General features: G+C 72.5%; 13 protein-coding genes and 1 rRNA gene. 1 reads left to right on the top strand and 13 read right to left on the bottom strand.

From position 1 onward, the window contains the following. Positions 1-92: ribosomal RNA gene (gene rrf, locus ACZ6J5_RS07495) — 5S ribosomal RNA — on the top strand; the annotation flags it as partial. Between the two features lie 127 nt (positions 93-219). On the opposite strand, the gene ACZ6J5_RS07490 is transcribed toward rrf, so the two are convergent. The 13 genes from ACZ6J5_RS07490 to ACZ6J5_RS07430 all read right to left on the bottom strand — a co-directional run bounded on the left by ACZ6J5_RS07490 (position 220) and on the right by ACZ6J5_RS07430 (position 11,716). Then, entirely contained in the window at positions 220-1,515 is a 1,296-nt protein-coding gene (locus ACZ6J5_RS07490) for a DUF58 domain-containing protein (protein WP_469388640.1), read from the bottom strand. 12 nt (positions 1,516-1,527) lie between these two features. Continuing rightward, entirely contained in the window at positions 1,528-2,511 is a 984-nt protein-coding gene (locus tag ACZ6J5_RS07485; protein ID WP_469388639.1) for an AAA family ATPase, read from the bottom strand. Further along, positions 2,508-3,689 carry a DUF4350 domain-containing protein gene (locus ACZ6J5_RS07480; protein WP_469388636.1) on the bottom strand — a complete coding sequence of 394 codons (1,182 nt, stop codon included), beginning with the start codon at positions 3,687-3,689 and terminating at the stop codon, positions 2,508-2,510. Before ACZ6J5_RS07480 ends, ACZ6J5_RS07485 begins: the two co-directional genes overlap by 4 nt. Beyond that, positions 3,686-4,369, bottom strand: coding sequence for a DUF4129 domain-containing protein (locus tag ACZ6J5_RS07475; RefSeq protein WP_469388634.1), 684 nt, complete (start codon positions 4,367-4,369; stop codon positions 3,686-3,688). The genes ACZ6J5_RS07480 and ACZ6J5_RS07475 overlap by 4 nt, the downstream gene beginning before the upstream one ends. 4 nt (positions 4,370-4,373) lie before the next feature. Next, complete coding sequence (locus ACZ6J5_RS07470; protein WP_469388632.1) at positions 4,374-5,570, bottom strand: hypothetical protein; 1,197 nt, start codon at positions 5,568-5,570, stop codon at positions 4,374-4,376. Between the two features lie 476 nt (positions 5,571-6,046). Continuing rightward, positions 6,047-7,249: a tyrosine-type recombinase/integrase gene (locus ACZ6J5_RS07465; RefSeq protein ID WP_469388629.1), complete on the bottom strand. Its 1,203-nt coding sequence runs from the start codon at positions 7,247-7,249 to the stop codon at positions 6,047-6,049. Next, positions 7,249-7,437, bottom strand: coding sequence for a helix-turn-helix domain-containing protein (locus tag ACZ6J5_RS07460; RefSeq protein ID WP_469388628.1), 189 nt, complete (start codon positions 7,435-7,437; stop codon positions 7,249-7,251). Before ACZ6J5_RS07460 ends, ACZ6J5_RS07465 begins: the two co-directional genes overlap by 1 nt. Continuing rightward, positions 7,434-8,828 (bottom strand): replication initiator protein RepSA, encoded by a 1,395-nt coding sequence (gene repSA, locus ACZ6J5_RS07455; protein ID WP_469388678.1) that lies wholly within the window; start codon positions 8,826-8,828, stop codon positions 7,434-7,436. Before repSA ends, ACZ6J5_RS07460 begins: the two co-directional genes overlap by 4 nt. Before the next feature lie 91 nt (positions 8,829-8,919). Continuing rightward, positions 8,920-9,258: a SpdD-like protein gene (locus tag ACZ6J5_RS07450; RefSeq protein WP_469388625.1), complete on the bottom strand. Its 339-nt coding sequence runs from the start codon at positions 9,256-9,258 to the stop codon at positions 8,920-8,922. Between the two features lie 11 nt (positions 9,259-9,269). Continuing rightward, positions 9,270-9,425 carry a hypothetical protein gene (locus tag ACZ6J5_RS07445; RefSeq protein ID WP_469388623.1) on the bottom strand — a complete coding sequence of 52 codons (156 nt, stop codon included), beginning with the start codon at positions 9,423-9,425 and terminating at the stop codon, positions 9,270-9,272. A 37-nt stretch (positions 9,426-9,462) separates the two neighbouring features. Then, the gene (locus tag ACZ6J5_RS07440; RefSeq protein ID WP_469388621.1) at positions 9,463-9,654 is read right to left on the bottom strand and encodes a mobile element transfer protein; all 192 of its coding nucleotides are present in this window, start codon (positions 9,652-9,654) and stop codon (positions 9,463-9,465) included. A 13-nt stretch (positions 9,655-9,667) separates the two neighbouring features. After that, entirely contained in the window at positions 9,668-10,276 is a 609-nt protein-coding gene (locus ACZ6J5_RS07435; RefSeq protein ID WP_469388619.1) for a DUF2637 domain-containing protein, read from the bottom strand. Between the two features lie 84 nt (positions 10,277-10,360). Continuing rightward, a complete protein-coding gene (locus ACZ6J5_RS07430; protein WP_469388616.1) occupies positions 10,361-11,716 on the bottom strand; it encodes an FtsK/SpoIIIE domain-containing protein in 1,356 nt (451 codons plus the stop codon). Between the last annotated feature and the right edge of the window lies 1 nt (position 11,717).

Genomic DNA, 11,717 nt, shown 5'->3' with positions numbered 1-11,717 from the left:
CGCCCGGTTACATTCCGAACCCGGAAGCTAAGCCTTTCAGCGCCGATGGTACTGCAGGGGGGACCCTGTGGGAGAGTAGGACGCCGCCGAACAATCATTGTGGGAAAGCCCCGCACCTTATGGTGCGGGGCTTTTCTGCGTTCAGGGGCCGGAGGAGGCGACGAGTTCGGCTGGCTCCCGGACCGCTTTCGGGAGCCCGCCTCTCTCCTGGCAGCTGCTTCAGAGGCGGCCGGCCGCCTTCAGCGACAGGTAGGCGTCCGCCAGGGCGGGGGCCAGGTTGTCCGGGGTCGCGTCCACGACGGTGACGCCATGGCGTTCGAGCTTTTCCGCGGTGCGGAGGCGCTGCGCTTGGGCCTGGGTGGCGGCGGCGGCCTCGTAGACGCCCTCGATCGTGCCCCGGGACGCCGCCATGCGGGCGATGTGCGGGTCGGCTACCGAGGCGACGAGGACCGTGTGGCGCTGTGTGAGCTGCGGCAGGACGGGGAGGAGGCCCTCCTCGATCGGGGCCGCGTCCAGGCCGGTGAGCAGGACGATCAGCGAGCGGCGGGGCGCACGCGCGAGGGCGGTGGCGGCCAGGCCGCGGGCGTCGGTCTCGACGAGTTCGGGTTCGAGCGGGGCCAGGGCGTCGACCACGGCGGGCAGCACGTCGTTCGCGGAGCGGCCCTGGACCTGGGCCCGGAGGCGGCGGTCGTAGGCCAGCAGGTCCACGCGGTCGCCGGCGCGGGAGGCCAGGGCGGTCAGGAGGAGGGCGGCGTCCATCGAGGCGTCGAGGCGCGGGACGTCGCCGACGCGGCCGGCCGAGGTGCGGCCGGTGTCGAGGACGACGAGGATGTGCCGGTCCCGCTCGGGCCGCCAGGTGCGGACGGCGACGGTGGTACCTCGGGCGGTGGCCCGCCAGTCGATGGAGCGGGTGTCGTCGCCGGGTACGTACTCGCGGAGGCTGTCGAACTCGGTGCCCTGGCCGCGTGTCAGAACGCTGGTGCGGCCGTCGAGTTCGCGCAGCCGGGCCAGGCGCGAGGGCAGGTGCTTGCGGCTGGCGAACGGCGGCAGCACGCGGACCGCCCAGGGCACCTCGTGGCTGCCTTGGCGGGCGACGAGGCCGAGCGGGCCGTACGAGCGGACGGTGACGCGCTCGGCGCGGTGGTCGCCGCGGCGGCTTGGGCGCAGCACGGTGCCGAAGCGGCGGCGTTCGCCGGCCGGGACGGTGAGTTTCTGGCGTGCGGGGTTCTGGGTGCTGCTCGGCGGCCAGGCGTCGCGGAGCTGGGCGCGCAGGCGGCGCCGGGACCGGTTGGTGACCGTGAGCTGCACCTTCGCGGCGTCACCAAGTCGAACGCTTGTATCACCACTTCGAGTGAACTGGAGCGTTCGCACTGGCGCGGCCAACGCGTAGTCGCACAGAATTGCGAGGGAGAGGGGCGCGTTCACCGCGAGCATCCCCGTCCAACTGGGGGCGAGGATGCCCACGGGCAGCGATCCGATGGCGGCGAGCAGTGCCGTTCGTCCGGTGAGGGCCATGGGGCGCCGTTCTCAGCGGGGTACGGGGACGTGGGCGAGGATCGAGTGGATGACGGAGTCGGAGGTGACTCCCTCCATCTCGGCCTCGGGCCGCAGTTGGACGCGGTGGCGGAGGGTCGGCAGGGCCAGGGCCTTCACATCGTCCGGGGTGACGTAGTCCCGGCCGGTGAGCCAGGCCCAGGCACGGGCCGTGGAGAGCAGGGCGGTGGCTCCTCGGGGGGAGACACCGAGGACGAGCGAGGGGGATTCACGCGTGGCACGGCAGATATCGACGACATAGCCGGCGATCTCGGGGGAGACCGCCACCTTGGCCACGGCCTCGCGGGCGGCTTCGAGTTCGGCGGGGCCGGCGACCGGGCGGACTCCCGCGGCCTTCAGGTCGCGCGGGTCGAAGCCCCCGGCGTGGCGGGTCAGGACGCTGATCTCGTCCTCGCGTGAGGGCAGGGGCACCGTCAGCTTCAGCAGGAAGCGGTCGAGTTGGGCCTCGGGCAGCGGATAGGTGCCCTCGTATTCGACGGGGTTCTGCGTCGCGGCGACCAGGAAGGGCTCGGGCAGCGGGCGGGGCACACCGTCCACGGTGACCTGGCGCTCCTCCATGGCCTCCAGGAGCGAGGACTGGGTCTTCGGAGGGGTCCGGTTGATCTCGTCCGCGAGCAGCAGGTTGGTGAAGACCGGGCCGGGCTGGAAGGAGAACTCGGCGGTCCGGCTGTCGTAGACCAGCGAGCCGGTGATGTCGGCCGGCATCAGGTCGGGGGTGAACTGGACGCGCTTGGTGTCGAGTTCGAGGGAGGAGGCGAGCGCCCGGACGAGGAGGGTCTTCGCGACACCGGGGACGCCTTCGAGGAGGACGTGCCCACGGCAGAGCAGGGCGACGACGAGACCGGTGACGGCGGGGTCCTGGCCGACCACGGCCTTTCCGATCTCGGTGCGCAGGGCCTCCAGGGAGGCGCGTGCGGCGTCCGAGGTCGTATCGGTCTCGGGGGTCGGGGCGCTCATGAGGTGCGTACCTCTCTTTCGAGGGCGTCGAGTTGGTCCGCCAGGCGGATGAGGGCGGCGTCGTCGGCGGGAGCCGTGCCGAAGAGGAGGTTCCGGGGGTCCGCGCCGGTCGTGGGAACGCGGGCGGAGAGTGCGGGGAGGAGGAGTTCGGCCGCGTGGGCGTCCTGGGCGGGGACGCCGAGGAGGGGCGCGAGCCGGGTGCGGGTCGCGGTGCGCAGCACGGTGGCGGCGCGGTCGCGGGCGTCTGTCTTGCGGTAGAGGCGGGCGCGGCCTTCGGTGGCCTCGGAGGCGCGGACGGCGACCGGGAGGCGTTCGGCGACGAGGGGGCCGAAGCGGCGGGCTCGCCACAGGGCGGCGAGTACGGCCGCGACGGCGAGCTGGAGGGTGCCCCAGAGCCAGCCGGAGGGGATGAGGCCGAGGAAGCCGTCGCCGGTGTCCTCGGCGGGGGCGTCGGTGAGTGAGGGGAGGTACCAGACGAGATGGGTGCGGGAGCCGAGGAGTTGCAGGGCGAGGGAGGCGTTGCCTTGTTTGTCGAGCCGCTTGTTGTAGAGGAGTTCGGGGGAGCCGAGGAGGACGGTGTCGGCGGTGCCCTGGCCGGGGAGGCGGACCAGGGTCGGCAGGCCGTCGGCGTAGTAGCAGCTGTCGGCGGTGGTGCCGTCGGTGACGTACCGCTCGCCGCCGAGGTCCACGCGGCCCGCGCTGGCGGCCGCGGGCAGGGTGCAGGCCGGGTCCAGGGCCGAGACGGGGCTGTCGGCGTCGGCCGTGACCTCGGGGACCAGGGTGGTGAGGGAGGCGGTGCCGGAGGCGAGGAGGACGGTGCGGCCGGACGAGCGCTTCATCGCCTGGTGGAGGCGGGACCGCTGGTCGTCGGTGAGCAGGTCCGGGGTGGCGACGAGGAGGGTGGTGTCCGGGCCGGTGGCGGCGGTGGCCTCGGTGACGGTGGTGGCCACGTCGACGGTGACGCCCTGGGCCTTGAGGAGTTCGGCGAGGGCGCGGCTGCCGAAGGGGTCGGCCGAGCGGGGGTCGAGGCGGCCGTGGTGCTGGGACGACTGCATCGTCGCGAGGATGACGCCGCCGGTCAGGACCAGGGCGAGGAGCAGCAGGGTGCCGCGCGCGCGGGCCCAGAGCCCGCGGGGGCTGAGCGAGGTCGAGGTGGTGCTGGTGGCCGGCCGGGTCATCGCGGGGCCTCCGTGAAGGCGGTGGCCGCGGCGACCGGTTCGAGGACGGGCTTGGTCCGCTCCACGGCGGTGTCGAGCTGTTCGACGCGTCGGTACGCGGCCTCGTCGGCGGTGCGTCCGCCGTATGTGACGTCGTCGAAGGCGCGGGCGGCGGAGCGCAGTCCGTCGGCGTGGGACGGCAGGGACCGGCCGGCTTCCGCGGCGGCCTCGTCGGCGGTGCGGCCGGGGCGGGGGTCGAGCAGGGCGCGTTCCTCCAGGGAGCGGACGACGGCCCGCATCCGCTCCTGGACGGCCTGGTTCCACTGGCCGGCGGCGGCGTGCCGGTCCGCCGCGGCGCGGTGCTCGGCGGCGGTGCGGGGGCCCTCGTCGAAGAGGGAGTCGCGGGTGCCGCCGGAGGGTGTGCGGTGGGGGGTGCCGAGGCGCCACCACAGGGCGCCGAGCACGGCGAGTGCGATGAGGATGACGGCCACGACGCCGACGACACCGCCGGGGGTGACCCCGGAAACCGAGTCGAAGAGGTTCCCGACCCAGTCCCAGAAGCGGTTGAGGCCGCGCTGGAGAAGGTTCGGGTCGTTCTCGTGGTACATCGGCTTGGACAGTTCCCGCTCGGCCGCCTCCTGGGCGGGGACGCGCGGGATGCCCAGCGGTATGCCGTCGGTCGCTCCCCCCGTGACCGTCACTCCGTCAGCCTCCGTAGCCGGGGAGGCCGGCGGCCCGTGCGAGTTCCAGGTCCAGGGCTTCGCGGCGGATGCGCTGGTCGACGTAGAGCAGGGCGGTGACACCGGCGGAGATCGGGTAGGTGACCGCGCCGATGATCACTCCGCCGATGCCGGTGGCGATCAGGAACGTCCAGCTGTTCTCGGGGCTGGTGCCCGAGAGGAGGCCGCCGATGCCCTCGGGGCTGAGGAGCATCGCGATCAGGGTGAACGGGATCGCGACGATCATCGAGAAGACGAAGATCAGCAGCTGGGTGAGGAGCGTGATGCCGAAGATGCGCCACCAGGAGCCCTGGACCAGCTTGGCCGAGCGGGCCATGGACTTGAACACGCCCTGACGCTCCAGCATCAGCGCCGGGGAGGCGAGGCTGAAGCGGACGCCCAGCCAGACCACCACGACGATGCCGGCCAGGAAGCCGGTGACGGCCAGGGGGCCGCTGCCGGCGAGGATGCCCGGCAGCATGCCGATGACCGAGACGGCGACGCTCATCGCCGCCAGCAGCAGGGTGAGTCCGATCAGCGGGAGCACCCGGGGGCGTGCCTCCTGCCAGGCGGCGCCGAGGGTGACGGGCCGGCCGAGGACGGCGCGGCTGATGACCACGGTGAGCAGCGCGGCGCACACCAGGGTGGCGATCAGGGCGATCAGGATGGCCGGGACCATGCCGGTCATGGTGCTCTGGACGGCGTCGGCGGTCTGCGAGAGCTGCTCGGCGGGGCTCGCGTCCGCGTCCACCTTCGGCGTGCCCGGCACGAGATAGCGCTGCGAGAGGATGTCGGCGACCTGGCTGATCACGGCGACCGTGACCGAGATGGTCAGGACGACCTGCCAGTAGCGGCGCATGGTGGTGACGGCGCCGTCGAGGATCTCGCCCATGGTGAGCGGGCGGAGCGGGATCACTCCCGGCTTCGCGGCCGGCGCGGGGCCCCACTGCGGGTGGTGGCCGCCGCTGCCCCAGCCGGGGCCGGACTGCGCGCGGGCCGGGGCCGGGATGCCGGGCGCCGGGGCGGTCGGCGGCTGCCACTGGCCGGCGGGAGGCTGATCCTTGGACCACTGCGGGGCGGAGCCGTTCGCGTCGGCGGGAGAGGCGGGGCGGGGAACGCCGGAGCCGTCCTGGCCGTCGGGGGAAGCAGATCCGGGCGAGGTCCAGCCCGGAGTGTCGTTCACGGTCGTCCACCTCGAGGAATGGTCGCGGGGCCGGATCGGCGAACCGGCTCGGTCTCTGCGGCCTTCCGCCGGGTGCGACGAGGGCCGGGAGCCATCGTGCCACGCGGGGCCCTTCCACGGGCGGGCCCGGCCCCACCGGTTGCCCTGACGCCCGGCCCGCCGGGCCGGGGCCGTGGGCCGCGCGGGGCGGGCCGCCGACCGGGCCGCGTCCTCCCCGTGGGCCGCGGCGGGGGACGCGCGGTACGGTTCGGGGCGACCACGGGGGTCACGGGGATGAGGTCCGCGCCGGGCCGACACGTAGGGGCACCGGCGGTGAACGGTGGGCGATCGCGCTCGTCATCGCAGGTCAGTGAGGTATCTCACCAGCCGCCTGGAGACTGATACGGAAATGGGATGTTGTCGGAGCGACCAACGACGGCGACCCCTCCACCAGCGGGTACCCGCGAGCGAAGGGGCCGTGACATCCATCTCTGACATCAGTCGAGGATTTCGGCGTCCGTGACCGAGTCGGCGAGCCGCCGGAGCGTGGCCGGCTGACGCAACAGCCGGTCGAGCTGACCGACGGCGGCGATCACATCCGGGTCGAGCGCCTCCGCGTAGATGTCGAGCGTCGTCGCGATCCGGCTGTGCCGCAAGATCGCCTTGATGATCCTCGGGTGCACGCGGAGATGGACCAGGAGCGTGCCGCAGGACTTCCGCAGCCCCTTGGGATTCATCTTCCCGAGTCCGGCACTCTCGGCCGCCCGCCGCAGGGTCTGATAGAGACACTCGGCCTGAAGCGGCTGCCCGGTGCGCGTCACGAAGACGTGGCGGTCGGGGTCGTTCCACCACGGCCGACCCTTGGCGAGGGCACGTTCGCGAAGGAGGGCTGTACGCATCCGGGTCCACCGCAGCGGAGCGATGCACTGCGCGGGCAGGGGCAGAGGCGCCTTCGAGGTGTCCGTCTTCAGGTCCACGTCGATCGTTCCGGGTCCGGAGCGCTGCCGCTGTTGCTCGATCCAGATGACCCGGTTCTCCAGGTCGACATTCTCCCACCGGAGCCCGCAGACCTCCGCCCGCCGGAGACCGAGCAGGCACATCAGCAGGAGCGCGGGGTAGTAGACCGTGCGCTGTCGGGCCTCGGCCAGGAAGCGAAGGACCTCGACGGCGCTCCAGCTCTTCCCGCTGTCGGTCGTGGCGCGCACGGTGACCACCTTGGCCACGTTGCGGGTCAGTCCGATGTCCTCGGTCATCGCGGCCGTCAGCGACGCCGAGAGGACCCGTAAGGCGTGGCGTGCGGTCTTGGAGCTCTTCTCCTCCGCCAGCCGTTTGATGGCCGCCCTGAGGTCCCTTACGCCGAGCTTGAGCATGACCGTGGAGCCGAGACGGGGACGGAGGTGAAGACGGACGGCGTTGGAGTACACCTTGAAGGTGCCAGCCGACAGATGGGGCTCCACGACGCAGGCCAACCAGTAGTCGAACCACTGACTTAACGTCATGTCGCGCGTCGGCGTGGGGACGCCGTTCTGCGCCCGGTCGAGAAGCTCCCGCCGCTTGCGGTCGCACTCGTCGTAGTCGGCGCCGTAGACGAACTTCCGCTTCCTCGTCCCATCCGGCTGCGGGACGTACACGGCGGCCTGATAGCGGCCGTCCGACCGCTTGGTGACGGTGCCCCCTCCGTTGGGGCGTCGCCGCGCCACTACGCCGCCTCCTCGACCGAACGGCGCACGAAGTCCCGTACGGCATCGGCGGGGATGCGCCGAGCTCGGCCGACCGTGATGGAGGTCAGGCGGCGCGAGCGGATGAGGTCGTAGACGGTCGAACGCCCGAGCTTGAGCTGAGCCATTGCCTCGGGAACGGTCAGCAGCTCCGCAGTGGCGGCGCTCATGCTGCGGCTCCTTCCGGCGTGGGGCAGTCGCGGAGGGCGTCGCGGGCGGTCTCGCGGTTGAGCTGGATGTCCCGGGCGATGGTGGCGGCGAGGGCGGCCTCGCCGGGGGAGTGGCCCTGTCCGGCGTACGTCCAGGAGGCGAGGACGAGGACGGTGTCCGGGGCGATGTCGTCGAGGCCGCGGGCGGTCCGCTCCTGGGTGGCGCGGTAGTCGGCGCGGGTCTGGCGGAGTTCGGTCAGGGTGGTGGAGTACTGGCGGGACTTGGTGGAGAAGTGGCCGCGGAAGCCGAGCATGTGGGCCCAGGCGGAGAGGCGGCGGTCCGGGTAGACGGGATCGAGGTCGAGGCAGGCTTCGACGAGGCGCCGGGTGTGATCGGGGACGCCGAGGAGGAACAAGGCTTCGCGGTTGCCGATACGGCGGTCGAGGCTGCCGGTGGTCTCCGCGGCCTTGGTGGCGTACTTGGCGATGTAGGAGGCCACGGCCTGTTCGGTGATGTCGGAGCCGTCGCCGAAGGCCTTCACGGGGCGGACGTCGAGCTGGGCGCCCCAGCGGAGGCGGCGGGCGGGCTGCTCGCCGGCGGCGGGGACGGTGACGGCCGTGTACGCGTGGGTCGCGGCGGCGCGGAGGGCGTCGGTGAGGTGTTCGGTGGTCGCCCACGACGGCGGTGGCGAGTCGGGGCCGTCCGGGCCATCGATGCGTACGACGGCGTGGAAGTGGACGGCGCCGCGCTTCTGGAACTCGGCGACCTTCCCGTACGAGATCCGGGTGACGGTCCTCAGTTCCCTCTGTGAGAGGCCAGCCGTGGAGGCGATCTCCCGGCGGAGGCGGGTCGTGAAGCGCTGCCAGAGCTGTCCGGCGTGGTTGTTGAAGAGGACGGCGGCGGCGTAGTCGTACGACTCGGGGTCGAGCGGTGTGCCGAGGGCGAGGTCGTCCTCGTTGTGCCGGGTGCCGCAGTGGCAGGGACGGACGCCGGGGCGGTTGTGGACCGGGCCGAAGGACGGGGCGGTGAGGGTGAGGAAGACGCGGGGGTGTTCGCGGACGGTGGCGGGGATGTCCCGGGCGTCGTCTCCGGCGAGGCCGGCGCGGATGAGGTGGTACGTGTCACCCGCGTACGTCCAGGCGCAGGCGGGGCAGCGGGAGGCCCGGCGGTTGCCACAGGCGATGCGGAGGCGTCCGCCCGGTTCGGTGTCGGTGGAGTAGCGGTGCAGGGTCTCGCCGGTGGTTTTGTCGCGGGTGAGGGCCCAGCCGGTGAGGTGGATGGGGTGGGAGCAGCCGCCGGTGCGGTGGATCTGCTCGCGCCAGCGGTCGAAGTCGGGGGACCCGGCCACCCGGAGCATGTCGCTCAGGGTGGCGGTGTCGAATCCCGACGGCGAGGTGGCCGTGTCGGTCATCATGGGACGGTTCCTTCTGGTTCTGCGAACTGGGCAGGGACGGGGCTCCCGGGCGGCGGAGACTTGGCGGTTGAGCCGCCCGGGGGCCTGGCTAGCGGTGCTGGTGCTGGCCGTTGAGGAGCGAGCGCAGGACGACGGCGCACACGGCGACAGACGCGGCGGTGACGGCGACGGCCAGCAGCATGGAGACCAGGACGGCGCCGACGACCAGGACGGCGCTGATGCCACCGGCGATGGCCAGGGCGAGGCCGGCCGGGGTGAAGCGCGCGGTGGAGGACTGGGCCGGGACCGGGGCCGGGGCGTGTTGGTTGCAGACCATCGGGGCAGCGGCGGTGTGGTGGGGCTCGATGTCGCTGGTACTGACGGGCTGGACGAGCGGGGTGACGATGCCGGTCGGGAGCGGGTTGACCGGGATGCGGGGTCGGAGCATGGCGGTTCTCCCTACTTGTTGATCGGGTCGATGAGCGGGGCGAGGACGCTGTCGGCGAGGAGGTAGCCGCCGAGGAGGATCACGGCGACGAGCCACCAGGGCGGGCGGATGAGCTTGATTCCGAGACCGCCGACGACGATCAGGGCGAGCCAGAGCGGGACGTCCATGACGCGGTTCTCCTACGGGTCTTCGAGGGCTTTGGGGTCAGCGGGGCTTGCAGCGGTGAGTGCGGGCGGCGAGCTGGGCGGCGGCGGGGGAGGAGTACGGGGCGGACCAGCCGCAGCCGTCGGCGGTGCACACGGCGGTGTGCTTGGTGTGGCCGTGGCGGTCGCGGTGGGTGCCGATCTGCACGGGACCGATCCGGATCACGGAGTGGAAGCGGTCGCGAGAGGCCATGAGGAGATCTCCTTCAGGCGAGCTGGGCGGCGATGGCATCGGCCATCGGGGGCGGGACGCCGAGGCGGGTGCGCAGGGTGTCGGCGTCGATGGGGGATCCGGTGCGGGTCCGGTGGTCGTCGGCGATCTTGCGGGCGTGGGCGACGAGGGCCGGAGGCACGGCGACGGTGGTTTCCGGCGTCGGCTCGGGTGCGGGGTCTGGTTCGACGGAGGGCAGGACGGGTGTGGGAGTCGGCTCGGTCGACGGCTGTCCGGGGGAGTGGACGAGCAGGGTCCCGCCGAGGAACGCGAGGGCGGGCCAGCCGGCGACGAGGATGCGCAGCCAGGCGGGTACGTGGCCGAGGTCGAGGAGACCGGCGGTGGCGACGTTCGCGCCGAGCGACGCGGCCAGGGCGACTACGAACCAGGTCCAGGCCGAGCGGGCAGGTACACCTGCTGCCCTCGCGGTCCGCAGCCGGTGCCAGGCGGCGACGAGGAGGAGGTCGACGGAGACCGGGTAGGCCCACGCCTTCCAGCCGGTCTGCCCGGCCGCCGCGGCCAGGTCGTGCAGGTGGGCGAAGGACAGGGCGCCGGCGATCACGGCCTGTACGAGGACTGCGTCCGGTCGGCGCATGGGACGCATCGCGGGTCCTCCTTCCGGTTTCGGGCAAGGGCGGGGTAGGGACTCGGCGTGAAGCGGTCACGCCGCCGTGGTGCGAAGGGGGATTCAGGCGATCGCGGGAGCCGTGACGGTCGAGGGCTCCGCGGCTTTGCCCAGGGGCGGCAGGACGGGCCGGAAGGCGTCCAGCGCGGGAATCTCGGGCGTGCGGTGAGCGTGGGAGTTCGCGATGTTCACGGCCCGCCGGAGCGTGAGGTGGGGCGTACGGATACGGACCCAACCGCCGGAGGAGTCGCCGGCGACAGCGGTGCCGGGGCGGTCGGTGCGGATCTGGATCGTGGCGAGCACGGCGTCCGGGGCGATGTCCCCGAAGGCCATGTTGGCGGAGGTCTCGTCGTTGACGCGGTGGGCGGTCCGGCCGGTGAGCTGGGCGCGAAACATCGTGATGCCCTTGCCGAGCTCGGAGCCGAAGCGCTGCCCGCAGACCTCCAGGTAGATGCCGGCGGCACGGCCGAGCTGGGCGAGCCGGACGAGGGCGGTGACGATTCGGTCGCGCCTCCGCTCTTCCTCTTTCGTTGCGTAGAGGGCGAGTTCGGCGACTTCGTCGACCACGAGCACGATCGGGGTCGGCCGCAGGTGATCGGGCAGGTCCCAGATGTCGGAGGTGATCTCCGCGTCCGGCAGGTCTGCACTCAACCTCTGCTCGCGACGGATCAGTTGGTAGACCTCTCCCATGTGCTCGACGAGCGCGTCGAGGAGGTCGGCGGCGGCGTCGGGGTTGTCGGCCAGGGCAGTGAACCGACGTGCGAGCGGCGCGAGTTCAACCCCCTGCTTGCAGTCGATCCCGACGAGGGCGACATCGAGGGCGGCGAGCACGGCGACGAGATTGCGTTGGTAGACGGACTTCCCGGACTGAGTCGCGCCGATGTTCAGGGCGTGCGGGGTCTGGCGGTAGTCGCGGTATAAGACCTCTCCGTCCTCCCGCATGGCGACCGGGACCCGCATCACTCCGCCACGGGTGGCCGCGGGCATCTGGACCCGCTTGAGGACGTCGTAACCGGTCATCCGCAGTTCGACCACGCCGGAGCGGATCTCCCGGGCGCTGACGTTCTGCATGACGAACGAGTGCCGCAACCGGTCCGACGCGGCGGAGAAGTCGAAGGCGTCCTGTCCGGGCCGCAGCTTCACGCGCAGCACGAGGCCGGTTCGGGTCGGTCGCAGCCGCAGAATGCGGGGCGCCCGCGACTCGGGCATGGGGCGGCCGGTCATCCGGGCCAGCGCCAGGCGCCAGCGCGAGGGCGGGACGGTGAGCCCGCAGGCGTCCAGGACCGATGCGTACCGGGCGAGGATCCGCACCACGGCGAAGACGATGCCGAAGCTCATCCAGTACCAGGCCGGACGCTGCCAGCGCAGCAGCAGTGCGACCGCGGCGACCAGGGCCAGGGTGACCGATAAGGCGGTCACG

Source organism: Streptomyces sp. NPDC042100, assembly GCF_055582325.1.
Note: the sequence above shows the minus strand (reverse complement) of the source record. Positions and strands in the feature narration are given on the sequence as shown.